General features: G+C 58.1%; 20 protein-coding genes. 14 read left to right on the forward strand and 6 right to left on the reverse strand.

Annotated features, from left to right (window positions below):
• A partial coding sequence (locus I9187_RS19335; RefSeq protein WP_245223310.1) for an NAD(P)/FAD-dependent oxidoreductase occupies window positions 1-1,256 on the reverse strand: 1,256 nt, incomplete at its 3' end.
• Between the two features lie 671 nt (window positions 1,257-1,927).
• Between I9187_RS19335 and rfbF the strand changes: the two genes are divergently transcribed.
• The 6 genes from rfbF to I9187_RS19365 all read left to right on the forward strand — a co-directional run bounded on the left by rfbF (window position 1,928) and on the right by I9187_RS19365 (window position 8,414).
• Window positions 1,928-2,701 (forward strand): glucose-1-phosphate cytidylyltransferase, encoded by a 774-nt coding sequence (gene rfbF, locus I9187_RS19340; RefSeq protein ID WP_209509833.1) that lies wholly within the window; start codon window positions 1,928-1,930, stop codon window positions 2,699-2,701.
• Window positions 2,683-3,768: an SDR family oxidoreductase gene (locus tag I9187_RS19345; protein WP_209509832.1), complete on the forward strand. Its 1,086-nt coding sequence runs from the start codon at window positions 2,683-2,685 to the stop codon at window positions 3,766-3,768. Before rfbF ends, I9187_RS19345 begins: the two co-directional genes overlap by 19 nt.
• Complete coding sequence (locus I9187_RS19350; protein ID WP_209509831.1) at window positions 3,765-4,997, forward strand: class I SAM-dependent methyltransferase; 1,233 nt, start codon at window positions 3,765-3,767, stop codon at window positions 4,995-4,997. The genes I9187_RS19345 and I9187_RS19350 overlap by 4 nt, the downstream gene beginning before the upstream one ends.
• Window positions 4,997-5,875 carry an NAD(P)-dependent oxidoreductase gene (locus I9187_RS19355; protein ID WP_209509830.1) on the forward strand — a complete coding sequence of 293 codons (879 nt, stop codon included), beginning with the start codon at window positions 4,997-4,999 and terminating at the stop codon, window positions 5,873-5,875. The genes I9187_RS19350 and I9187_RS19355 overlap by 1 nt, the downstream gene beginning before the upstream one ends.
• Window positions 5,872-6,273: a GtrA family protein gene (locus I9187_RS19360; protein WP_171621444.1), complete on the forward strand. Its 402-nt coding sequence runs from the start codon at window positions 5,872-5,874 to the stop codon at window positions 6,271-6,273. Before I9187_RS19355 ends, I9187_RS19360 begins: the two co-directional genes overlap by 4 nt.
• A gap of 104 nt (window positions 6,274-6,377) precedes the next feature.
• The gene (locus I9187_RS19365) at window positions 6,378-8,414 is read left to right on the forward strand and encodes a radical SAM protein (protein ID WP_209509829.1); all 2,037 of its coding nucleotides are present in this window, start codon (window positions 6,378-6,380) and stop codon (window positions 8,412-8,414) included.
• 10 nt (window positions 8,415-8,424) lie between these two features.
• Here I9187_RS19365 and I9187_RS19370 read toward each other — a convergent pair whose 3' ends face one another.
• Together I9187_RS19370 and I9187_RS19375 are read right to left on the reverse strand one after the other, a co-directional pair.
• Complete coding sequence (locus tag I9187_RS19370) at window positions 8,425-10,470, reverse strand: glycosyltransferase family 39 protein (protein ID WP_209509828.1); 2,046 nt, start codon at window positions 10,468-10,470, stop codon at window positions 8,425-8,427.
• Window positions 10,467-11,507, reverse strand: a complete 1,041-nt coding sequence (locus tag I9187_RS19375) for a glycosyltransferase (protein ID WP_348540151.1) — start codon at window positions 11,505-11,507, stop codon at window positions 10,467-10,469. Before I9187_RS19375 ends, I9187_RS19370 begins: the two co-directional genes overlap by 4 nt.
• 185 nt (window positions 11,508-11,692) lie before the next feature.
• Here I9187_RS19375 and I9187_RS19380 point away from each other — a divergent pair, with 185 nt between their 5' ends.
• The gene (locus I9187_RS19380; protein WP_209509826.1) at window positions 11,693-13,198 is read left to right on the forward strand and encodes a PepSY-associated TM helix domain-containing protein; all 1,506 of its coding nucleotides are present in this window, start codon (window positions 11,693-11,695) and stop codon (window positions 13,196-13,198) included.
• A gap of 47 nt (window positions 13,199-13,245) precedes the next feature.
• Here I9187_RS19380 and I9187_RS19385 read toward each other — a convergent pair whose 3' ends face one another.
• A complete protein-coding gene (locus I9187_RS19385) occupies window positions 13,246-14,682 on the reverse strand; it encodes a lipopolysaccharide biosynthesis protein (RefSeq protein ID WP_209509825.1) in 1,437 nt (478 codons plus the stop codon).
• A gap of 307 nt (window positions 14,683-14,989) precedes the next feature.
• Between I9187_RS19385 and I9187_RS19390 the strand changes: the two genes are divergently transcribed.
• From I9187_RS19390 to I9187_RS22220, 6 genes are all read left to right on the forward strand, one after another.
• Window positions 14,990-15,916, forward strand: a complete 927-nt coding sequence (locus I9187_RS19390) for a glycosyltransferase family 2 protein (RefSeq protein ID WP_209509824.1) — start codon at window positions 14,990-14,992, stop codon at window positions 15,914-15,916.
• Between the two features lie 13 nt (window positions 15,917-15,929).
• The gene (locus I9187_RS19395; RefSeq protein ID WP_209509823.1) at window positions 15,930-16,892 is read left to right on the forward strand and encodes a lysylphosphatidylglycerol synthase transmembrane domain-containing protein; all 963 of its coding nucleotides are present in this window, start codon (window positions 15,930-15,932) and stop codon (window positions 16,890-16,892) included.
• Window positions 16,889-18,325 carry an FAD-dependent oxidoreductase gene (locus I9187_RS19400; RefSeq protein WP_209509822.1) on the forward strand — a complete coding sequence of 479 codons (1,437 nt, stop codon included), beginning with the start codon at window positions 16,889-16,891 and terminating at the stop codon, window positions 18,323-18,325. The genes I9187_RS19395 and I9187_RS19400 overlap by 4 nt, the downstream gene beginning before the upstream one ends.
• A 3-nt stretch (window positions 18,326-18,328) precedes the next feature.
• Window positions 18,329-19,072 (forward strand): polysaccharide deacetylase family protein, encoded by a 744-nt coding sequence (locus tag I9187_RS19405; RefSeq protein WP_209509821.1) that lies wholly within the window; start codon window positions 18,329-18,331, stop codon window positions 19,070-19,072.
• Between the two features lie 94 nt (window positions 19,073-19,166).
• Window positions 19,167-20,138: an NAD-dependent epimerase/dehydratase family protein gene (locus I9187_RS19410; protein WP_209509820.1), complete on the forward strand. Its 972-nt coding sequence runs from the start codon at window positions 19,167-19,169 to the stop codon at window positions 20,136-20,138.
• A gap of 34 nt (window positions 20,139-20,172) precedes the next feature.
• Window positions 20,173-21,702 carry a GMC oxidoreductase gene (locus tag I9187_RS22220; protein ID WP_209509819.1) on the forward strand — a complete coding sequence of 510 codons (1,530 nt, stop codon included), beginning with the start codon at window positions 20,173-20,175 and terminating at the stop codon, window positions 21,700-21,702.
• Between the two features lie 16 nt (window positions 21,703-21,718).
• Here I9187_RS22220 and I9187_RS19420 read toward each other — a convergent pair whose 3' ends face one another.
• Both I9187_RS19420 and I9187_RS19425 read right to left on the reverse strand, forming a co-directional pair.
• Window positions 21,719-22,828 carry an SUMF1/EgtB/PvdO family nonheme iron enzyme gene (locus I9187_RS19420; RefSeq protein ID WP_245223312.1) on the reverse strand — a complete coding sequence of 370 codons (1,110 nt, stop codon included), beginning with the start codon at window positions 22,826-22,828 and terminating at the stop codon, window positions 21,719-21,721.
• Window positions 22,818-24,116, reverse strand: a complete 1,299-nt coding sequence (locus I9187_RS19425) for a glycosyltransferase family 4 protein (RefSeq protein ID WP_209509818.1) — start codon at window positions 24,114-24,116, stop codon at window positions 22,818-22,820. Before I9187_RS19425 ends, I9187_RS19420 begins: the two co-directional genes overlap by 11 nt.
• 281 nt (window positions 24,117-24,397) lie before the next feature.
• Here I9187_RS19425 and I9187_RS19430 point away from each other — a divergent pair, with 281 nt between their 5' ends.
• A complete protein-coding gene (locus I9187_RS19430; protein ID WP_209509817.1) occupies window positions 24,398-25,501 on the forward strand; it encodes a glycosyltransferase family 4 protein in 1,104 nt (367 codons plus the stop codon).

A 25,501-nucleotide genomic window follows, 5' to 3' on the forward strand; every position in this document is an offset into this window, starting at 1 on the left:
CAGCCGCTGACCGTGTCCAGAGCATCCTTGTACTCGCTGTCATAAACCGGATAAGCCTTGGGCTGTCGGATAACCGCACAATCGATAACATCACCGGCCTTGGCCAAACCGAGTTTTTCAAGCTCTTCACTGGCAAGATGCTTGAGATCCTTGTCAGCGGATGACCACAACCCGTCACCTTTCTGGCAGAAATACTCCATCCCGATCGACGCGGTGTTCTGATCGGGCAGCATTTCCTTGGACCAGGCCCGGAAATTCTGGATACGACCAACCTTCACCTTGGGGCTGTGGATGTAGATCCAGTTGTCCGGGAACGGGTCAGCATGATCCAGAATCAGGGTCACGATCAGGAAATCGCGATACCGCAGGCGGTCTGCCGCCTCGACAACCTCGGGCGGCGGCGGCGGATCAAAAGCATGGATCAGATCGCGCACCGCCATGGAATTGATGAACTCCGTGCCTTCCACCCTCTCAATGTGTTTTTCGCCGTCTTCAGTCCAATGGCGTACATCAATCGAGGTGACCCGATTGCCCTCGCGATTCACCTTGATCACTTCGGAATGGGTTTCGACCGACCCGCCCTTTTCCTTGATCAGATCCCGGGTCTTTTCCCACATCATACCAGGACCCAGACGGGGGTATTGGAATTCTTCAATCAGGCTGGCCGTGTCATTTGCGCCCGAAATAGCGTTCCAGACCGCTTTGGGCAAAGACAGGTTCTTGATCCGCTGCGCAGCCCAGTCCGCCCGGATTTCCGAGGGCGGGATACCCCAGACTTTCTTGGTGTAGCTGTGGAAGAAATGCATATAAAGCCGCCCGCCAAAGCGGTTGATCACCCATTCTTCAAAGGTATCTTCCTGCGGCTTGGGCCGCAGCTTCCATTTAATGAAGCTGCCGATGATCTTATAGGTCTCATAAGGACCGATATTGCCCAGAGCGTTGAAGATGCGCAGCGGATAATCATAAAATTTGTTGCGGTAGAAGATGCGGCTCAGGCGTTGCACGGTGATAAAGTCATCGCCCATCACTTCGTGCCACATATCCTCGACTTCCTGCACCTTGGTAAAAAACCGGTGCCCGCCAATATCGAAGCGGTAGCCTTTGTGCGTTTCGGTTCGCGAAATGCCCCCCACCATATCCGAGGCCTCAAAAACCCTGGGAACATGCGTATCACTCAGCTTCTGGAGTTCGTAGGCGGCGGTCAGACCCGCTGGCCCACCCCCTATAACTACGACTGGAACAATATTTTTTGGCAAATCACTAACATCCATACAAAAACCCTTATCTCACGGTACAAGAGGTTATCGTCGATTCACAACAAATTCCTAATGGCCCCCAAAAAGGAATGCCTGCCCGCCGTTTCTTTCTCCTTGTGCAGGACGAAATGGAAGCATGGGTAAGCTGGCCCTGACAGCACTCGAGCCCAAAGACCCGGACCGCTTGGAAGCCTCGATCAGCTCTCCTGAAAACGGGTGTCCGGCTTGCAGGGAACACAATCGCGGGCGCCTTCTAGGCAGCGGATGAGGCTTTCAACGTATTGAATAGTAAAATAGTTATTCATCTTGGAAACCACCTTGCCACGTTTCGAAATAACCATTGTCAAACCCGACACGCCGCTGCGACGGGTACCATGTCTCCGACCCACTGCGCCATCTATTCGTATCTCAGAATATGCTACGATCTGCCCATAGCTCTGACGCGGGAGGGCGCATCAACAATACCCGCCCATCCATCATATTGTGCATACCCAGACACCAGAGCACCCGGAAATCGGATGCATCATGACTCGGAGCCTTGTGAATCTTGACATGGGCGAACCGCTCCCGTCCTACTGCTTGCGAGAGTTTGTAGGATCAAGTCACGCCGGGTCCGGGTTCAGGACCTGAAAATTGGTGGCTGGCTTCGTTGTTAACGAGGGAGCAATTTTATGAAGTGCGTTATTCTGGCCGGTGGTTTAGGGACCCGGCTCAGCGAAGAAACCGTCAGGATACCGAAACCCATGGTCGAGATCGGGGGAAAACCGATCATCTGGCATATCATGAAAATCTATGCCGCCCACGGCATTACCGATTTCATCGTCTGCCTTGGCTACAAAGGTTATGTCATCAAGGAATACTTTGCGAATTTCTTTCTGCACAGCTCGGACGTCACGATCGATCTGGCCAATGGCGGGCTTGAGATTGCAAACAGCAAATCGGAACCGTGGCGCGTGACGCTGGTCGATACCGGCGAGGATAGCCAGACGGGGGGACGACTGCGTCGCGTCATGCATCTGCTCAAGGATGAAGAGGCCTTTTGCATGACCTATGGCGACGGGGTCGGGAATGTCGATATCAGCGCGCTGGTCGCGTTCCACAAAAGCCACGGCAAACGCGCCACACTCACCGCAGTCGTACCGCCAGGCCGTTTCGGCGCGCTGGAACTGGCCAGCGATCAGATCGAGCGTTTCGCCGAAAAGCCGGGCGGTGACGGTGGCTTTATCAATGGCGGGTTCTTCGTGCTGCATCCTTCGGTTGGTGAGCTTCTGGACGAGGACGGCGCGATCTGGGAACGCGCCCCGCTTGAAACACTGGCCGCAGAAGGCGATCTGATGGCGTTTCGTCACAGAGGCTTCTGGCAGCCGATGGATACGCTCCGCGACCGCCGTCAGCTTGAAGCGCGCTGGCAGGAAGGCAATGCTCCATGGAAGGTCTGGGAATGACGCTGGGTTCCGCTCCGAAAATTATCCTGCTTGGCAATCTGGGCTATATTGGCCCGGTCGTGGCTGCGGCCTTGCGAAGATCTTATCCCAACGCCAATCTGATCGGCCTTGATCCCGGGTTTTTCTCGGACAGGTTGACCACGCATGATGCGTGGCCCGAACGGGTTCTGAACCAGCAAATCATCGCGGATATTCGCGACATTGACGCGTCGCTGTTTCAGGGGGCGGATGCGGTTGTTGCGCTGGCGGCCATCTCGAACGATCCGATGGGCGCACGGTTCGAAACCGTCACCACGGAAATCAATCAGGACGCCATTGTCCACGCTGCACATCTGGCCGCCGAGGCCAGGGTGTCGCGCTTTGTCTTCGCCTCCAGCTGTTCGGTCTATGGCTTTGCCGAGGGCGACGCACGATCCGAGGATGCGCCCCTGAACCCACTGACGGCCTATGCCCGCAGTAAGATCGGGACTGAGCGCGCGCTTGAGGCCATGGACACGCCGGGTATGCTGCGTACCGCGCTGCGGTTTGCCACCGCCTGCGGACCTTCACCCCGGCTGCGGCTGGATCTGGTGCTAAATGACTTCGCCGCCTGCGCCACCACCGCAGGCAAGATCACCGTGCTCAGCGATGGCAGCCCGTGGCGGCCGCTGATCGATGTGCGCGACATGGCCCGGGCCATCGACTGGGCCATCTCCCGGACCGAAGATGCCGGAGGTCAATGGCTGGCGGTCAATGCCGGGTCGGATGTGTGGAATTATCAGATCCGCGATCTGGCGCAGGCCGTGGCCGAGGCGGTCCCCGGGGCCAGTTATTCGATCAATCCCGACGCCTCACCCGACAACCGTTCGTACAAGGTCGACTTTTCGCTCTACAAACAGCTGGCACCCGAACACCAGCCAGAGCAGACGCTTGAAGGAACCATCCGGGACCTGTTGCAATTGCTGAACGACATCAACTTTGGCGATGCCGATTTCAGATCGTCACCGCTGATGCGGCTTAAGGCGCTCGAAGAGCATATCCGCAATGGAACGCTGAGCGAGGATCTGCGCTGGAGGATGCCGCAATGACAAAGCCCGCTTGCCGAAGCTGCGGTGCAGCCCTGACCCAGACTCTGGTCGATCTGGGGCTTTCACCGCTGGCTAATTCCTATGTCCCGCCCGAGCGTGCTGGCACCGCCTGTCCGCGCTACCCGCTGCATGCCTGGGTCTGTAACAATTGCCATCTAGTGCAGGTCGAAGATGCCGTGCCAGCGGACGAGATATTCAATGCGGATTACGCCTATTTCTCCAGCTATTCGGACAGCTGGCTGGCCCATGCCAAGGCTTATGTCGAAAGGATGGTCGATCGGTTTGATCTGGGGCCGGATGATCTGGTGATCGAGATCGCCTCGAATGACGGATATCTGCTGCAGTATTTCGTCGAGAAAGGCATCCCGGTTCTGGGGATTGAACCTTCAGGTAGCGTGGCGGCAGCGGCCGAAGAAAAAGGCGTGCGCACGCTGGTCGACTATTTCGGCAAGGCACTGGCGCAAAAGGTTGCTGCGGCAGAAAAACCTCCAGCGTTGATCGCTTCGGCCAATGTTCTGGCGCATGTGCCCGACATCAACGATTTCGTCGCCGGGATCGCCACGCTTCTGACGGGTGATGCGGTCTATACGGTCGAATTCCCTCACCTTCTGAACCTGATCAACGAAGTCCAGTTCGATACGATCTATCACGAACACTACTCCTATCTGTCACTGCTGGCGGTCGAGGCAATCTTTGCCAAGGCGGGCCTGCGTGTGTTTGACGTTGAAGAACTGCCAACCCATGGCGGATCGCTGCGGGTGTTCGCCTGCCTTGAAGGCGCCAGCCACCCCGAAGGATCTGGTGTGGCCAAGGTCCGCGCGGATGAGGCCGCAGCGCAGTTCGACCGGCCTGAGGGTTATATGAATTTCACCACGCAGGTCGAAGCGCTGCGCGACGGATTGCTTGCTTTTCTGCGCGAAGCAAATGCCAGGGGGGACACCGTTGCCGCCTATGGTGCCGCCGCCAAGGGCAACACGCTGTTGAATTATGCCGGGATCGGCCCCGATCTGATCTCTTACTGCGTTGATCGCAACCCGGCCAAGCAGAACACGCTGCTGCCCGGCAGCCATATCCCTGTGCACGGGGTCGAAGCGCTGCGCGAGACGCCGCCGGATTACGTGCTGATCCTGCCCTGGAACATCCGGGACGAGGTCACGGATCAACTGTCCGACCTGAAGGCGCAGGGCACCCGGTTCGTGACCGCCGTGCCGGAGGTCAGGATCAGCTGATGGCACGGGTTCTACTGACCGGGGCCACCGGCCTGATTGGACGCGCGACAGTCCCGGCTCTGACAAAGGCGGGTCATGAGGTGGTGACGCTGGGCCGCAACCCGGCAAGCGACATCGCCTGCGATCTGCTGGACCCCGGTGCCACCACAACAGCCCTCGAAGCGGCCCGCGCCAGCCATCTGGTTCATCTGGCATGGCATGACGGCTCGCGCGACCGCTGGACTTCTGCGGCCAATCTGGACTGTATGGCCGCCACGTTGCATTTGGTGCGGGAATTCGCGCGAACAGGCGGCCAACGCGCAGTCTGCGCCGGAAGCTGCGCCGAATATGACTGGTCCATACCAGACCTGACCGAAGCAACGCCTTTGCGGCCACGCACCTTGTATGGCGCGGCCAAGGCCGGAACCGGTCTGGCGCTGTGTGCAGGGCAGGGCTCGCTTGGCCTGTCACTGGCCTGGGCTCGTATCTTTTTTGTTTACGGATCAGGCGAACCGCCGGGGAGGTTGTTCGGCGACCTGATTTCGAACCTCAAAGCGGGCCAACCCGTAGATTGCACCGATGGACTGCAAGAGCGCGACTTCCTGCATGTAAATGATCTGGCCCGCGCTCTGTTACAACTGCTGGAGACGAATGTGACCGGCGCTGTCAATGTCGCCAGCGGCACCGCAATCCCGGTTCGGGACCTGATTTCAGAGGTGGCAAACCAGATGCGCCGGCCCGACCTGATCCGATTGGGTGCGATCACGCGCGCAGCAGATGATCCGGCCCGGTTGGCGGCGGATGTGGGCCGGTTGCAGCATGAGGCCGGATTTGTGCCGCAACATGATATCACCTCGGGCGTGGCCGATATTCTTAGATCCGAAGGGGGGCAGACTTGAAGAAACTGCTTGTTCCCCGCAAGAAATCTTTCATGCGCTTTGCCATGGTCGGCGTATTGAACACGGCGTTCGGCTATGCGCTCTTCACCATTCTCAATCTGTCCGGCTTGCCCCCACAAGTCGCGCTGGTGATCTCGTTTTCCGGTGGGGTTCTGTGGAATTTCATGACCCATGCGCGCCTTGTATTCGATACCAAGGGCCTGGGTCGGTTGCCATTTTATATCCTGTCCTATCTGGTGGTTTATGCATTCAATGCCCTGTCTCTGGAGGGTCTGCTGTCCGTGGGATTTCAACCAATCATTGCGCAGGGGATAATCGTCCTTCCGGCCGCAATCTTGGCCTTCATCCTGATTTCCCGGGTGCTGACAGATCGCTTTCCATGGCAACAGGAGGTGTAAAAAATGCTTGAATATAATATTCTGGCTTAAAAGCCATTGAAGACCGAACTGACCATGGAGTCTGAAATTTGACATAAGAACTGTACCGCGAGGATAGTTAACTAATGCGTCTTTACCTTGCCGATCTCGGCCACAACCTCGTTACTGCAACATCGGACACCTACCCGTTGGGTGTCGGAAATCTTGCGACTTTCGCCCAAGCTTATGCAAAAAGCCCAACGCCAATTGATGCTGCGATCTTCCGTGACCCCCAAGAGCTCAAAGCTGCAATCGACACAGCTCCGCCCGACGTAATTGGCTTTTCCAGCTATTCCTGGAACCACCATCTCGCCCTGTCATTTGCCGACTATGTGAAAACGGTCAATCCCAACATTCTGACCCTGATGGGTGGCCCCAACTTTCCACTGACCGAAGATGAGCAGGAAAGCTGGATCCGGACCATGCCACAGATCGACATGCATGTACGCGGCCCCACCTATGAAGGTGAGCGCGCCTTTCTAAGCACGTTGCAGCGTTTCATCGATGTCGGCGGCCAGCGCGAAGGCATGTGGGAAGAAGCCGTCGATGGCGCGCTTTATGTACATCCCAAAACCGGAGAGATCCTGCGCGGGGGCGAACCGCCCCGCATCCGTGATCTGGACGAAATTCCATCGCCCTATCTGGCCGGGCTGATGGACAAGTTCTTTGACACCGGCCTGTTTGCACTGATGCAACTGGCACGCGGCTGTCCGTTTACCTGTGCCTTCTGCAACTCGGCGGTCAAATCGAACTCGAAAGTCTTCCGCCATTCGTTTGAACGCACCAAGGCCGATCTGGATTACATCGTGGCTCGTATCAACCACGCCAGCCCGCTCTGTTTTGCTGACGACAATTTCGGCATGTATGTGCAGGATGAAGAGGTGGCCGATTATTTGGGGCATCTGATGGACCGGTACGACTGGCCCAAATACATCCGGACAACCACAGGCAAGAACCGCGGCGACCGGATCATCAAGGTGATGCGCAAGGCCAAGGGTCGCTTGCCGATGACCTCATCGGTTCAGTCTCTAAATCCGGAAGTTCTGAAGAACATCAAACGCGACAATATCAGTCTGGATACCTATGCCGAGGTACAGCAGGAGCTTCATTCAAAGGGAATGCAGTCCTATGGCGAACTGATCCTGTGTATGCCGGGCGAAACCAAGGAATCCTTTATGGATGCGGTGGACAAGCTGATCGAAACCGGTGTCAGCCGGGTGGCTGCACATCAGTTGATGCTGTTGCACGGTGCACCGCTGGCCAATCCCGACAGCCGCGAGAAATTCGGGTTCAAGACCCTGCACCGGGTCGTCGCCCGATGCCTGGGCAAATATACAGGCCCAACCGTGGTCGAGACCGAAGAAATGGTGGTCCAGTCCGAGAATTTCTCGTTCCAGGATTATCTCGACACCCGTGTTTTCCATCTGCTGCTGACGATCTTCTATTACGAAGACAATTTTGAAGAAGCCTTCCGGCTGGCTCGGTCCCGTGGCATCCGTCCCTTCCTGATCGTCAAGCATATGCAGGAAATTCTCGATCAGGCCCCCCAGCCCTTCCGGGATGCGGTGGCCGGTTATCTGGCAGAAAACCAGCAGGAACTGTTCGAAACCCGCGCCGATTGTGTCGCCTGGGCACAGAAAAATTACGATGATCTGATCAGCGGCGAGTTGGGAGGCAATCTGCTCAGCAAATACTCGATGATTGGCCGGTTCATCGTGCTGGACGAAGCACTTGATTTCCTGAAACGGGCGATCAGTGATCTTCTGGACAAGGATGACCACGAAGCGCACGAGATGCTCGACACGATCATCAATTACTACAGCGCCGTGATGCTGCATGTGCCTTTCTCGGAAACTCTGGAACACGAACCGGTCTGGAGCTCGTCCTTCGATCTCGAGGCCTGGCGGAATTCGGGATATGAAGGTGTGCTGCAGGACTATCAGTTCGACGCGCCCCGCGAATTCCAGACCCAGGTTGATCAAAGGGTGAAAGCCACCCTGCTGACCCGCATCGAGACCTTTGGCGAACATGCCTCGGGGCTGGGTCGGTTCACCCGGACGATGTTTGCCAAGGATTTCCGGCGCAACTTCGTACCGAGTGAAAATCAGCATGCGGCCGAATAGGCCCGCGGGCCTATTCGCTATCCCCCAGATAGACAACCTCGCGCCGGGGAAAGGCTGCTATGATGGCTGCGTTCTGCTCAGGCCCCATATCGCGCAGGAAAATCGGCTTACCCTCGGGCAGAAACGGGTCGTTGAGATAAAGCGCTGATCCGATATTGGCATTTGTCGAAACAAAAACCAGAGCATTGCTCAGCTCTGCGGCCTGTGCCTGACGCCTGATGTCGTCGGTAAAGCCACCGTACCCATCGTATTTCGAGACCCCACGCCATGAAGTGAAACTGACGACCGAGACTACGCAAAGCAGCAGGACGATACAGTGCAGGCGACCGTGATACTGGTCCGGCAGCCGGTCTTTGACCGCCTCGATCCCAGCCGCTGAAAGAACCAGAAACGGTAAAAGTGCCGTATGCCAGTAACGTGGTCCCAGATAAAAAGTGCCGGTGAACCAATAGAAGAACAGCACACCCACAAGGGCCACCAGGATCACCAGCATGGCCCGGTCGAATCCGGTCAGGCGCTTGCGCCAGATGAAGACAATCCAAATCGGAACCAGCGATCCGAAGGTCCAGCCCAGAAGTTCAAGGTTGAGCGAGGCAATCCCGTTGATCAGGTTCAGCAAACCCTCGGCCGGGCTGTGGCCAACCCAGATATCCAACGCGCCCCAGCTTTTGGCGGGTGGTCCCACATTGGGGCCGAAACCGAACGCATTTTTCGTGTCGGGCCAGAGCCGGCTCAGGTAATCGGATTGCGGGGTCAGCAGCATATCGCCGGTGGTCCCATAATTGAGCAGCAAAAAAACGGACCCGGATACGACACCACCCACGGCGCAGGCTAGAACCTGTCCAATCCCTGCGGGCAAGCGTCGCAGCAACCACAAACCAGTCAGCCCGCCGACAATCAATCCGTCCAGTGGTCTGGTCACAAAGCCCCACCCCAACGCCAGCCCGGCAATAAACGCCAACAGGATCGCCCGCCTCGCTGAACCTTCTCCGGCCCGGATCAGACACCACCAGGCCAAAAGTATCACGACCAGCATCACGGAATGCGTCATCAGCGTGGCCCCGATAGCCAGCACCCAGGGCGAGGTCGCCATCAGCAGCGCGACCAGATCCGCGCGTTCCCTGCTGACGGTCCGGCGGACGATGTCATGGGCCAGCCAGACCGATATTCCGGTCAGGATCGGATTGATCACCCAGGGTGCCCCGATCAAAACTCCAAGGCTCAGAACAATGGCCCAGCCTTGTGCCGGGACACTGATCCATTTGCCCTCGTGCACTTCGAGAAGATAATATTCCAGTGCGGGTTGTGCGGCTTCGGGCGGGACCGGAGCCCAGAGCGTACCAGCCGCGAAGGTCCGTGCCTGAAAGAGATAGGCCAGTTCATCCTCGACATGGGGAACACGGTCGAACGCCGTCCAGGCAAGGACGGCACTGGCCACTGCCGCAAAACTCGCCAGAGCGGCCACCGGGATACGCGGCATGCGATCGGGACCTGCCACGGCGAACATGGCGACCAGCGTGGCTATCTGAACAAGAGATAATGCACCGCCAACACCGATCTGCAGTCCGAAGGCCACGTAATAGCCATAGGCCACATAAGGTGTTGCGGACAGGCAGAAAACCGCGATCAGAACCATCAGAAGAAACAGGCGGACAATCCCTGCTTCAGCGACAAGGCCACGGATGGCTGCCTGACGACCCGCAGACCGCAGCAGCACAAGACTGGTCAGTGCGGCCTGCGCCGCCAGTATCGCCAGCATGAGCAGGTTCTCGAGTGGGTCGGTCGAAATCTCAAGCCGCGGAAACCACAGGGGCTGGGTAAGCCACAACCGGGCTGAACTACCTAAAAGAACCATCGCGCCCAGAAGCCCAAACAGAGTCTGCCCACGCGCCCGAAACACAGCCAACAAAAGCACGGCAGCGGCAACCATGGCAACAAACCAGATGCGCAACTCGGCCAACGTGGCATTTGTGACCGGTGCATCCATGGCCCAAACGGGACCGGCACACAGGGTCAACACCAATGCAAGGCAGAAGCAACATGACGGAGCCATCATGCCAGATGCTCTTCGTGAACCAAGGCCGGGTCCCGTGCAGGACCTTCAATATTGATCCTCTCCTGCTCAGTTACGATGGGCCCACCGCGCACCTGATTATGGATTGAGGTGATGTATTCGCCCAACATCCCAATGAACAGCATCTGAATGCCAGACAAGAAAAACAGGGATACGATGATAGTGGTTGTCCCGCGCGGTGCCTGATCGGGATTGACGAAGAAAAGCACTACGGAAATAAGTGAAAACAGAATGCAGCTGATGGCGATCACCAGCCCACTGATCGTGCAGAACCGCATCGGAGCGCGCGTGAAGGAAAAGATCGCGTTCAACGCCTGATCTGTCAGCGCCAGCAGGCTGTGTTTCGACAGTCCCCTTGCGCGAGCCTTCCAGACATAGGGTTTAATAATCCGGCGAAAGCCGCAGCTTGCGATGATGCCACGGATGTAGGGATAGTGATCCTTATGCGCCAGCACCGCCTTCAGAACCTTGCGGTCAATTAGCTGAAACTCTCCGACCGACGGCTCCAGCCAGACATCCGACAGGCCATTGACGATCCGATAGAAAAGGCCACGTGCGTTGCGCATCACAAACCCTTCCTCGCGGGTGCTGCGGGCACCGGCCACCACGTCATAACCGCTTTCCCACAGCTCGACGAATTCCGGGATCAGCTCGGGCGGGTCCTGCAGATCAACAGGTAGCATGACGACGATCCCGTCGCCGGTCGCATAGCGCAGCCCGTTGAAAGTTGAGCGGAACACCCCGAAATTGCGAGCGTTGACCACAACCTTCACGTCCTGATCCTGTGCAGCAATCTCGCGCAGGATGTCCACGGTTCGGTCCGAAGAGGCATTGTCGATGAAGATATGCTCGCGCTTGTAGCCCGGCAGTTCCTTGTCGAAAATTGCCTTTACAGTCTCATAACAATTCGCCACGTTGTCTTCTTCATTGAAGCATGGCGAAACAATAGAAATTGTTTTCATAGCTTTATTTAACATCAAACAGCACCGCTTATCCCACCAATACCCGGGTATATTCATACCATCCCGCGAAGTTCGGGATTCGCACAACACTTAAACCGCAGAAATATCGTGAAATAATGTGCACTCACGGCAACATAGAAAGCCAAATCCGCTTTGCTTTTACAACAATGCCGTATAGCCATTGTTTCCTGTACATTTACGCCGCTTAGTATGAACCAGAATTGTTACCAAGAGCTATTCAGATGAACCGCAAAATCCGTAATGCACTCTTTAAGCTCCACACCTGGCTGGGTCTGCACCTGTCTCTGTTTTTTTTGTTCATGTTTCTGACCGGTACGTTGCTTGTTGCCGCGATCGAAATTGAAAAGATCGGTCGTCCAAACATCTGGACCATGATGACCAAAGAAGATCGCACCGCCAGTTTCGGCATGATCTATGATGGTGTCAAAGAGGCTCATCCAGAGAGCAGTATCTCTTTGGTGATCAAACGCCAGACTCCATGGTTTGTGGATCACACTCTGGGTCGCACGGGATGGGGCGAAAAGGTGGGGTTCTGGACAGACCCTGTGACCGGTGCAGTTGTAGAGGAAACACGATCTCTGGGCTTTCGTTCGATTATGCGCGACCTGCATGACACGTTCCTGACACAACAGCGAATTATCTTCATGTTGATATGCGCCACATCAGTCGTACTGCTGTTTCAGATCATCAGCGGCCTAATCACCTATCGACGCTTCTGGAGAGGGTTCTTCCGCTGGCCCAACAGTTCGGGAGGGGTGCGTTCTTGGGCTGGTGGAGCACACCGGTTAACAGCTGTCTGGACAGCACCGCTGCTGATCCTGATTTCCGTAACCAGTTTCTATTTTCTGCTGGGTAGTCTGGGCTTTGACGGCACACGCCCGAAACCCGAAGCGCCAACCCCGCGCGACACGGCACTACCTGCCAATTTTGATTCAGCCCTCATTGCTCAGGCTGAAGCGCGCGCCCGCGCTGCTTTGCCCGGGCTTGAGCCATTCCTTATGTTCGTGCCCGAAAAGAAAACTGACAGTCTTGGTTTCTCAGGACCAGTAAAGGGATATTCAGGTTTCTTTGGTCCTGGAAGTGTGTCCATCGACCCGGTAACCCTCAAGGTTCTGGGCGCCTTCACACCACATGACGTCAAGGGTTTTGCCTATTGGAAACCTTTGATGAACATGCTGCATTTTGGAACTTGGGGCGGTGCTTTCTCGATGACGCTTTGGATCGTACTCGGGCTGATCGCCACCGGCCTCGCCTATACCGGAGCCTTGATTTTTGCTGCCCGCCTGGTCCCAGATACCGCGCATCGTGGTTCAGTCCGGCGCATATGGCACGGTCTGGGATGGACCCGATGGGCCTATGTGTTGTTGCTCGCGGGCATTTTGTTCACTGCCTTTTATCGCTTTGGCCCGAATTCTTATGACAAGACCAGAGCATTCCCAACCGACGCGCCTGGCACAGTTGCTCGGTTGATCATGCGTGCCCCGCTCAGGCGTGACGCTACTCTCGATATCGAGTTACTAATTGGCGAACCAGATGTTCAGTCTGCAGTTATCAAGGTTAACGGTGAGGCGCCACCAACAGTTGATTTTGTACATTATGATGACAAGGCCAGAGCCTATTTTAAGCTCAATCCCGCTGCAACAGAAAACAACATTGTTGCTCACCTTCAAAAATCTGACGGCGGGGAGAAAACCGTCAATTTCCGCCTCGGCGCACCGATTTGGTAGCTGCGCGCTCCGCCAATCAACCAATATGGGCGGCGCATCATTATGCACTACCCCTTGGCTTCTTGCGGATCGGTGTCAGGGCCTGTTTTCTCTTGCATGCGCACCATTGCGATCAGCAGACGTAACCTTTCGCGCAAAAACAAAACAGCCAATAGGCAATAAACAATAATCCCAATCACAGTACCGGTCAGAAGGATCAGAATCTGAGATTTACCGTCGATTTGCCACACAACTCCAAGTACCGACGCTGCCATTCCTGCGGATAGCAAAAACGGTGCAAAGTGCTGCTGCGCCAGGGTCAGGCCGGACAGCCCTGCAATATGCCCCAGATTGGCGAATTTGAGCGGCCAGATCAGCAGAAAAATAGCCACAAAACCGGCGGTGACGACGGGCAAACCATACGGGGCCAGCACCACAATCACCACCGCCGCCAGCGCCACTTCGAACCAGGACAGAACCGCCAGACGCCCGGCCTGACCTGCCGCCAGACAAAAGGTCTGCTGCACCTTTTCGGCGCACAGATACATGCCAAACACCGACATCAGGCTCAGGACCGGAGCGGCCGGAGCCCATTTCTGACCGAACAGCAACACCAGCGCGGGTTCCGACAGAACCGCCAGCCCGGCAAAGGCAGGGAAGGCGAAAAACCCGGTCAGGCGCATGACATCCATCAGCAAATCCGCCGCCTGGCCACCATCGCGCGCCGCCGCGCCAAAGGCGGGCTGCGCCACGGTGCGCAGCGGTGTGATCATAAGAAACGCGGCTGTCTCGATCACACGCCAGGCAATAGCATAATATCCCGCCTGCACCGGCCCCAGCATCGCGCCGATGATCACCGCTGGGGACTGCACCGCAGCCAGTTCGGCTGCGCGCAAGCCCAAAATCCGATGACCAAAATGCAGGATTGCCCGCATGTGATCCCGCGACACGTCAAGGGCCGGGCGCCAGGACACCGCGCCCCATGCCATCACGATGTTGGTGGCCGTCATCGCCAGCCGCTGACCGACCAAGCTCCAGACCCCGTATCCGGCCACTGCCATGCCAATTCCCACGATCCCGCCGACCGCCGCGCCAAGCGCTGCGCGGATGGCCAGAACGCGGAACCGCATTTCCCGGCGCAGGATCGCCACCGGCACCGCCGTCAGTGAAATCATCAGCACCGTTGGGGACAATCCGATCAACAATTCGCGCGCAATCGGCTCATTGTAGAAATCTGCGACCGGTCCCGCGCCCAGATACAACACGATCGTCAGCACGCCCCCCAGCAGCGTCAACAGCCAGAAAACTGAGTTCAACCGCTCTGGCGACAGCGCGTCACGGGTCAGCAGAATGTCGGAAATCGTTTCGCGCACCAGGAATTCGGAAAACAGCACAAAGGCCGCTACCATCGCCAGCAGGCCAAAGGCCTCAACCCCTAAAATACGGGCAAGAATGGCAAAAATGATGAAGTTGAACGCCTGCTCGACCCAGATACCAGCCGACATCCAGGCAACTCCGCTGCTGAAACTTTGTCGCCCTGACATCCGTTTCCTTCCTGCCACCCAAACCTCACCATGTGCCAGGCGGCACATGCCTCAAACACTCACACCTGCTGCGCGCAGTATACGTAAATACAAACTTGACGCCTTAACGGTCGAATTTGGTCAAATTTATTGTCTATGTTCAGTCTGTACGTGTTCGAATACTATACACAATACAGGGAATTATGCCCGTCGCGTTCAATGCCCTGCGCGCGTTTGGCAGCAGGGTCCGGGACAGGGATTATTGAGTGAATAAAAGGTTTTCATTTTCATGAACAAAGTCGCAGAGCCGATGGAAACGAACAGCACCACATGCGAAGAGCTGATCGCATCGGAAACCGCCGGCATGAGCCTGAGCGTGGTCATCCCCGCGTTCAACGAAGAAAACGCCGTGCGCCACACGGTCGAGGATGTGCGCACCCACCTTGAACCGCTGGGCATCCCCTACGAGATCATCGTGGTGGACGATGCCAGCCAGGATAATACCCGCGCCGAGGCCGAGGCCAGCGGAGCCACCGTCACCTTCAACGACGTGAATTCAGGCTACGGTGCCAGCCTCAAGCGTGGGGTGCGGATGGCGCAGTATGAGTATGTCGCCATTCTGGACGCCGACAGCACTTATCCCGCACGCTATCTGCCCGGCATGCTGGCCATGTGCCGCGATCAGGATATGGTGGTCGGCGACCGGGGGGCGGCGATGAAAAACGTGCCGCTGCTGCGCAGACCGGCCAAGAAATTCCTGTTCGCCTTTGCGTCGTTCCTGGCCGAGCGCAAGATCAACGATCTGAACTCGGGCCTGCGCGTGTTCCGCAAATCCGAGCTGATCCCGTTCCTGCCGCTGCTGCCGCAGAACTTCTCGTTCACCACCACGATCACGCTGTGCATGACCTCGAATGGCAAGCGGATGATCTATACGCCGATCGAATATGGCAAACGGGTGGGAAAGTCGAAAATCCGGCCGATTGATTTCCTGAACTTCATCATCCTGATCCTGCGCATCAGCACGCTGTTCAATCCGCTGCGGGTGTTCATCCCGCTGGGTCTGGCGTTTTTCACATTGGGCACAGTGAAATTCATTATCGACATGTTCTACTGGAACCTCAGTGAAACGGCGGTGTTCTCGTTCCTGGCGGCGATCATGATCTGGTCGCTGGGGCTGATCGCCGACATGATCTCGCGGCTGCATCTGAGACCCTGACAGGAGCGGCGGTATGCTTTCCGATCCAAGTCAACGGCGCTGGCTGATCCGGGTTGCCGGATCGGTCGTGGTGCTGGCGATCCTGTTCTGGATTCTGCCTGCTGATGCAATCGTGGCCGCGCTGAAGGCAATCCCGATCTGGGTATTTCTATGCGTGCTGGTCCTGTTCCTGCTGGCCCATGTCGCGGCGGCGCTGAAATGGTGGCTGCTTCTGGGGCGCGGATTTGCGGCCCCGCTGGCCATCCGGGCGCATTTTGCCGGGTTAGCGGCCAATCTGTGCCTGCCCGGAGCAATCGGAGGTGACACGGTACGCGCCGGCCTGGCGCAAGCGGCAATGAAGGACGGCGCGCAGGTTGTTGCGGGCGCAACCGTGGATCGGCTGATCGACATGGTGGCCCTGCTGACACTCTCTTGTCTGGGGCTGGTCCTGACATGGGAAAGCGTTGCGGGCGGGCATATGATCTGGCCTGTAGCTCTGGTCTTGCTGGCGGCGCTGGTGGGCATGGTCGCTTTGCCGCGCCTGCTGCCCCTGCCCTGGCGCTATGTGCCGTCCCTGCCCGGCAAGGGCTTTGCCCATCGCCTATCCGAGGCGCTGGCCGGGATGGGGCGCAAGCCCGGAAAGCTGGCTGTAGCTTTCATCGCATCTGTGCTGATTCAGCTGTTGCTGATCCTGCTGGCCTGGTGGCTGGCCATTGCGGCGGGGGTCGATGTGGCGGCGGGCCCTTGGATATTCGCCTGGCCACTGGCCAAGATCATTGCCGTGCTGCCGGTATCCCTGAACGGGCTGGGCCTGCGCGAGGCGACGCTGGCCGGTTTTCTGGCCCCCTTTGGTGCCAGCGCCGCCGCGGTCGTGGCCGCCGGGCTGGTCTGGCAAGTTGTTTTGTTCACGGCGGGCGGGTTAGGCGCGCTGGTTCTGACCATGTCCGGGATGCGGTTCAGCACCCCGGCAAGTTCCCAGAAGGAAGAGTGCAAGTGACGGATGTTTCCCGACCCAATGGCGACAAGCCTGAAATCATCATCCTCGGCGCCGGACCGGCTGGTCTGGCCGCTGCCCATGCCCTCACCGGGCAGGCCAAGGTCACCGTGATCGAACGTGCGCCTGTTGCGGGCGGCAATTCGGCCTCGTTCCCGGTCGAAGGTGTGATCTGCGACTATGGCTCGCACCGGTTTCATCCGGCGGCCGAGCCCGAGGTTCTGGCCGATGTAAAAGCCCTGCTAGGGGACGACTTGCTGCTGCGCCCCCGCCATGGGCGCATCCGGCTGGGCGGCAAATGGATTCACTTTCCGCTGAAATTGACCGATGCGCTGTTACGCCTGCCCAAACCCTTTGCCGCGTCGCTGATCGGGGACATGGCGCTGAAACCCTTCCGCAAGAAAAGCGAAGGTCCCGAGACATTCTCGACCGTGCTCTATGACGGGCTGGGACCGACGATTTCGGACAATTTCTATTTCCCTTACGTACGCAAGCTGTGGGGTCTGGATCCGGACAAGCTGGCGGTGAAACTGGCGGAACGGCGGGTGGGCAGCGGCTCGGTCGGCAAGATCCTGATGAAGATGCTGCGCCTGCTGCCGGGTCTGCGCAGCGAAACGGCGGGGCGGTTCTTTTATCCGCGCAAGGGGTTCGGGCAGATCTCGGACGCGATGCGGAACAGTGCGGAAAGCAACGGTGCCAGCTTTCTGTTCAACACTGAAATCACCGCCATCGATAGGGACGGCAACCGCATCACCGGGTTGACGATCCGCGACGAAGATGGCGAGCGGAAGCTGACCGGCGATCTGATCCTGTCGACCATCCCGCTAACCGGGCTGACGCGCCTGATCGGCGACGCTCCGGCCGAGGTGGTCGAAGCCGCCCGCGCGATCCGGTTCCGGGGCATGATCCTGCTGTACCTGGTGCTTGAGACCGACCAGTTCACCGAGTTCGATGCGCATTACTTCCCCGAACTGTCGATCCCGATCAGCCGCATGTCAGAACCCAAGAACTATAACGCCAGTGGCGAGCCGAAGGGCGTCACTGTTCTGTGTGCCGAGCTGCCCTGCGACCCGGATGAAAAATGGTGGTCCATGTCCGACGAGGAACTGGGGCAGGAATTCACCAAATGGCTGGGCCAGCTGGGCTTGCCCGTCACGGTACCGGTGCGCCGCTGCGAAACCCGGCGGCTGAGCCATGCCTATCCGGTTTACGATGTGGGTTATGAAGAGCGGTTTGATACGGTGGATCAATGGCTCTCAGATATGGACGGATTGCTCGTATTTGGACGGCAGGGCCTTTTTGCGCACGATAATACGCACCACGCTTTTGCCATGGCCTATGGCGCGGCAGATTGCATTGACGGCAATGGCCATGTCTACCGCGCGAAATGGAACAAATACCGCGAGGTCTTTGCCACCCATGTGGTGGAAGACTGATCCATGTCCGCCTGGCAGGCCGATATCCTGATGTATCATTCGATCTCGGATGCGCCGGGGCCGACCTCGATTGCACCCGAGGTGTTCAAAGCCCAGATGCAGGTGCTTGCGGACTCGGGCCTGCCGGTGGTCACACCTGATGCGCTGGCCAACCCGCCTGCCCCGCGCGTGGTTATCATCAGCTTCGATGACGGGTTCGAAGATTTCGCCGACACCGCCTGGCCGATCCTGCGCGATCATAATTTCACCCCGATCGTCTATCTGCCCTCGGGTCGGATGGGCGGCAGTGACAGCTGGGCCGGGGGCAACATCCCCACCCGCCCCCTGATGGATTGGGACAGGATCGAAACCCTGGCAGGGGAAGGCGTTTGTTTTGGAGCGCATAGTGTCAGCCACCCAGATCTGTCGACGCTGGATGCAGAGGCGTTGGAAGAAGAAGTCACCGGATCCGGGCAGGATATAGCTGCCCGGCTTGGCCAGCCTGTCCGGCATTTCGCACCGCCCTATGGCGTGTCGAACAACAGCGTGCTCAGGCAGATCGCGTTGCATTACGACACCTCGGTCGGCACAAGGCTGGGTGTCGCCGGACCGAAAGATGACATCCACGACCTGCCCCGGCTCGAGATGTTCTATTTCACCGACATCGCCCGCTGGCAGGCGCATCTTGCCGGGCGCGGCTGGCCCTATCTTGCGGCGCGCAAAATGATGCGTGGTTTGCGGGCGGCCATTCGGGGGAAGCCTTGGTGAGCAAACCTTTTTTTATCCGCGACTATAGCCGGAGGCGCGGGACAGATTGTACACTCCGGCACAGTGGTTCAGAACAAGTGATAGGTATATAGATATGCATATTCTGGTGACCGGCGGGGCCGGATTTATCGGCTCTCATCTGGCGGAAAGACTGATTGGGGACGGCCATACCGTCACGGTTCTTGATGACCTGTCGACCGGGCTCATGTCCAATCTGGCCAGCGTTGCTGATCACCCGGGGTTCACCTTCGTCAAAGGCAGTATCCTGGATCGCCAGCAGGTCGCCGATCTGGTCGGACCAGCAGATGTGGTGTTCCATCTGGCAGCGGCCGTTGGGGTTAAGCTGATCATGGATGAACCCAGCCGGTCGATCCTGACCAATGTTGCGGGCACGGAAAACGTGCTGGATGCCGCGCTGGTGGACAAGACGCATACTTTCATCGCTTCCAGTTCCGAGGTTTATGGCAAAAGCACCAATTTCCCCTTTCAGGAAGAAGGCGACCTGACCATCGGCGCCACCCGCAACCTGCGATGGTCTTATGCCTGCGCCAAGACGCTGGACGAATTTCTGGCGCTGGCCCATGCGCGGGAATCCGACCTGCCTGTCACGGTGCTGCGGTTCTTCAACACCACCGGCCCACGTCAGACCGGGCGCTACGGGATGGTACTGCCGAATTTCGTGAAATCCGCGTTGGAAGGCGCGCCGCTGATGGTGCACGGCACTGGCGAGCAATCGCGCTGCTTCGGCCATGTGGCGGATGTGGTCGAGGCCATGTGCCGTCTGATGACCCTGCCCGAGGCACGCGGTGACGTGTTCAATGTCGGCACCGATCAGGAGGTCACGATCCGCGAACTGGCCGAGCAGGTCATTCGAACAACCAGCTCGACCTCGGAAATCCAATTCGTCCCCTATGACACCGTCTACCCCGAAGGGTTCGAGGACATGCAGCGCCGCCTGCCCGATGTCTCGAAACTGCAAAGGGTCACCGGGTTCCGTCCGATGCGGACGCTGCAACAGATCATCGATGATATCGTTGCCGAGATGACCCGCCCGGTTCCCGCATGAGGGCGCATCTGTCAGTGCAGACGGGCCGCACCCCGTGACCGATCTTGTCATCGGGTCGGGGCCAGCAGGTATATCGGTGGCCATTGCCCTTCTGAACCGCGGTCGTCAGGTTTTGATGATAGACGGAGGGGAAGAACTTGAAGCCTCTGCACGGGAGCGTCGCGACCAGATGGCGGCCTCAGATCCTGAGGACTGGTCTGCGAGTGATATTCGGGCCTGGCAGGCCCCTCAGTTAGACACGCCGCCCGGACAGGTGCGCCGGTTCGGGTCCGATTTTGCCATGGTGCCAGGTGCAGAAACACTGGTTGCGCCGGATCAGATCGGACTACGCGCCTCACACGCGGCGGGGGGGTTATCCAACCTTTGGGGATCGGCAATCCTGCCCAACCGGGATACAGATATCACCGACTGGCCGCTGAGCGCGCAGGATCTGGCACCGCATTACCGGGCGGTTGCCAAATTTCTGCCGGTGAGCGGGCGAGAGGATGCATTGCAGGCCCTGTTCCCCGCCTTTCCGATGCAGAACCGGGTTCCGTTGACCCCGTCGCCTCAGGCCGGGCACATTCTGCACCGTCTGAAGCAACAGCGAACCAGCCTTGCGGGGTTGGGGGCATCTGCCGGGATGGCACGCCTGGCTGTGGATCCGGGTTGCCGCTACTGCGGCCAGTGTCTGCATGGGTGCCCTTGGGGGCATATTTATTCGGCCAGACAAACACTTGAGGCTCTGCGCCACCACACGGCGTTCCGCTACCGCAGCGGCCTTGCCCATGCATTCGAGGAGCAGGCCGATCATGTCACTGTCCGGCTGGATGGCGGCGAGAGCCTGAAGGCCGAGCGTGTTTTTGTCGCCGCAGGCGTTCTGGAAACGGCGCGTTTGCTGCTGTTGTCTTCGGCGGATCCGGCAGCACGCCTGCAATTACAGGACAGCCAGCATTTCTTTCTGCCCAGCCTGCACCGCTGGCGTGCCCCACGCCGCCCCGATCAAGCCCCCTATCACACCCTGCCGCAGATTTTCATCGAGCTGGATGACCCCGATCTCTCTCCCCATCTGGTGCACAGCCAGATCTATACCTGGAATGAGTTCTATGCCCAGGATTTGATCCGTAGCTATGGTGCGAAACTGCCCGGTTCGGCCCCTATATGGCATATGCTGGCACGTCGGTTGATCGTGGCGCAGGCATTTCTGCATTCCGACCATTCCGCACGCATAGATCTGACCCTGGCCCCTGACGGGCGGCTTGTGTCCACTATCCAGACCAATGAGGCCACCGAACAGATCATGGCGCGGGCCACATCCCGTCTGGCGCAGATACTGAAGCTGGCCGGGTTGGTATCGCTCAAATTTGCCCGCCGCCCCGGTGCTGTGGGGTCCAGCTTTCATGTCGGCGGCTCAGTGCCCATGGCTCAAACGCCCCACACAGGACAGTCGGATATTCTGGGTCGGCCCAAAGGACTGTCGCGGGTACACCTTGTCGATGCTTCAAGCCTGCCCAGCATTCCGGCCACAACCATCACCTTCTCGGTCATGGCCAATGCCCACCGGATTGGAACGTTGGCCCCCTGACGCCTAACCAACCAGCCTAGTCCAATTCCCGAACGAGGCGAATGGCATGCCCATAGCCACGGTTGTAGTGATGTGGCCCAACACGGAAAGCCGATCGGTTCTGCCAGCCCGGGGAAGCCGGACCGCCTCCACGAACTGTCCGAAATTCGCACGCATCCTGCACATAAGGAGAGCCGTCGATTTTCACGGGATCGTGATAGGCTTCATAGCAATCTTCGACCCACTCAAATCCGTTGCCATGCATATCATAGAGCCCAAAATCATTGGGTGGATGCTGACCGACGGGTCCAGGCTTGCGCTCAGACCATATAGAGGAACAGTTGACACAGATCGCGTTGTTCTTGCCAATGTCGTTGCCCCATGGGAACCGCGTTACCGAGCCGGCCCGGGCCGCGTATTCCCATTCGGCATCCGTTGGCAAACGATAGGTGTACCCGGTCTTCGCGCTCAGATAAGCGGCATATGCTTTTGCGTCACTCCACTCGACCTCGGTCATAGGCTGATCGTCGCGATAGCTCGCTCCCCAGTCGGGAAGAAACGAAGCACGCCCGGTTATTGATGACCATTCCGGGTCTTCCTGAGCCTGCCGCCACTGCCCATACGTAATCTCATAGCGAGAGTATGCCAACGGACGTGAAATGTGCACCAGACGCCTCGGACCCTCGCGGTTAACCAGCTTCAACTGAGCCCGAAGGGGCGTGTGACTAAACAGATGTGCATGGCGGCCCTTTTCAAAAATCGGAGAACCCAGCAGGAAATAGCCCTTTGGAACCTCAATCATTTCTGGGCAGTCTGTGCAGTCGCGAAAGACTCGGCCGGGTGTAACCATCTGAAAACCAGGCTGATGTAATGGAAGAAACTGAGATGTTATAAAAAGTGCGGTTCGTTGCAGCGTTGAAAGATCTGGTTCAGGCAACTGGTCCTGATCCGTGGTTGCGCGCATGGTGGTTTCAAGATCGCGCAGCGCGGTGTTGGCAACAACGATCATTAAGATGACCCCAGCCAGCAGCACAAGGACCACCAAAAATCCCGACAACATAATTCCGAACAATTGCAATACCCATCGGGCAATTCGCCACCAAATAGAGCTTTTCTCCGGGCCGATCGACATTCTATTACGTGTCATTGAAAAGCCTTTCCTGATTGTCCCGAAGGTTGGCAGGCATTTGATTTGCGGATCCGAACTCAAACGCCCCAGCCTCCAGCGCCGTGGCCAGCGCGCGGTTACCTTTACCATGCGCAGCACGGGCTAGAGCGGCCCCATACGCCTCAAGCACCGAGGTTTCGTGCCAGATAGCCAGAAACGCCTTGCGCGCGGCAGCACCCTGCCTCACACGTCGGTCGGGATGATGTTGCAGGTAGCTCATCGCGGCGATCAGATCGTCCTCGGTCTCAAACAGCGATCCGCCGCTTGCGCGCTCGACGATTTCAGGGAAAGGTCCCAGTCGGCGTGCGATGACGGGCGTGCCCAGTCGGAAACTTTCGATCAGGATGATGCCGAAGGTCTCATAACACACCGACGGCACGATCAGCCCGATGGCCCCACGGTAATAGGCGTTAAGCTCTTCCAGTGTCTTGCGGCCCAGGAATTTGATCCGGTCATTGCCTGCGGCCTGTGCCTTCAGCTCATCTGCGTAATCACCATCGCCCAGGATCAGCAGGTCAGCATCGGGATAGCGGTCAAAGGCCGGGAACACGTCCTGCAACCCCTTGATCTTTTCCAGCCGCCCAACAAACAGGAAATAAGGGCGGTCATGTGCTGCCGGCTCCGGCAAGGCACTCTGCTCCAGATCGGGCAGGAAATAGGGCAACACCTGCATCTCCTGACGCAGGCCAAACTCGCGATGTTTGGAACGGCTAAATTCGCTTTTGGCGACGATCAGATCCATGTGGTCCAGCGCCCGGTCCAGCGCACCGGTATAACGCCACAGCTGCGGCGGGCGTTTGTAATTCAGCACACAGCGCAGGCACTGACGGTCGTCACACAGCTCGCGCCCGTGCCGCCATAGAACGTGGGTTGGACAGACCAACCAGTGTTCATGCGCTTCATAAACCTTCAGCCCTTCGCCCATCGGCAATAGGCCCGGTCCGCCGATCAGGGATGTGTTGTTGTGCCAGATGATATCCGGCTGCCGTTCGGCCAGTATCTCGCGGATGCGGGCAGCATGGACAACCGGTCGGCCAAGCTGCTGGGTCAGCAGGTTCGACATCATGCCATTGCGGCTGCGCAACCCGATCCGGCGAATTCCATCGGGCTCGCCCGCGGGCTGGGGTTTGCCGCCGAGGATCAGATAACTGTCTTCGTCATGCACCACGGTCACGTCATGACCTCGTGCCACAAGCGCCCTTGCCATACGCTGAATCCCGACGGCGTCACCGCCAAAGGAATAGGGTGGGTAAAATGTGGTGAACATTAAAATGCGCAAAGACTGCATGCGAATTATACCGGGCTACTAATAACTATCCGGTATGAAACACGATCCCTGCGGCAATCGAAAGGCACAAGTCACGCCTCTATCCGGTTGACGACCGGTGTTGCGGGCTTGCTGCAGATAAATGCAAGCTGCGCTGCTTGGCCATCATGACATGGGCAAATACCATGCGCGTGGTATGATCGCACGATTGTTGAGAAATTTGGCCAAACCTACATCAGATGCAGACCACCCCTTCTTCAAACTCTCTTCACGTCGTTGAAATGGGCTCCCAGTTTGGCATGGGCGGTATCACCAGGCATATCCTCGGGTTGAGCACCTGGCTGGAGGCGCGGAACCACCGCATCACACTAGCAGGCACTGCCGATATCTGGGCGGGCCCAGACCGCGGCGCCGGATTTCTGGACTTGCCCATCCGCTATGTCGCAGGTGAAGGCGGCAATATCGTCAAACGGTTGGGCCATACGGCCGACGCAGCTTGGCGATTGCGGCGCTGGCTGGTGGAAAATCCCGTCGACCTGATTCATTGCCATGAATCCGCACCTGCTCTAGTAGCCAATCTGGCCCGTACCAAGCGGCGCATCCCAGTGGCCGTCACCTATCATGGGTCGGAACCCGAGCGGATCGCCGCATTTGGCCGCATTGCTGCCAAATGCGATCTAGTGATTACGCCTAGCCATCGGTCCGCCGAAGATCTGGCCACCATCGGCAAGGTGCCAAAGGACAAGTTGAAGGTGATCGGCCTCGGCGTCTCGCGCCCACCCGAGGACAGCGCCGAGGACATCGCGAACCTGCGGGCCAAGCTGCTTGGGGATGGTGAGCGGGTGATCCTCACACTGGCGCGCCTGCAACCACAAAAAGGGATCGATATCCTGATCGATTGCGTCACCCGGATGCAGGAAACCCACCCCGGTTACCGCTTCGTCGTTGCAGGCGACGGACCGGATGAGGCTAAGCTGCATGCTCTGGCGCAGGAAAAAGGGCTAGGCAAACATCTGCAATTCATCGGGCGGACCGATAAACCGATCCGCCATCTGCGCGCGGCGGACCTGTTCCTGCTGACCTCACGGTGGGAGGCCCTGCCCTTCACCATCGCCGAGGCGTTTCAGGCCGGAACACCAGCCGTGGCCACAGCCTGTTCCGGCGTGGTCGAACTGATCGACGACAGCGTTGGTGCGGTGGTGCCCATCGGCGATATCGACGCGATCTGCACGGCTGTGGCAGATGTGCTGGCGGATGAGGGGCGCCGGCAAACTCTTGCGGAAAACGCCCTGAAACGCAGCCGGGAGGATCGGTTCGACCCGGATTGGGTGCATCATCAGTTTGAGAAAACCTATTACGATCTGGCCGGGCGGCACCGCAGCTGA

It is taken from the genome of Ruegeria sp. HKCCE4148 (assembly GCF_017872495.1).
Taxonomy (GTDB): Bacteria; Pseudomonadota; Alphaproteobacteria; order Rhodobacterales; family Rhodobacteraceae; genus Ruegeria.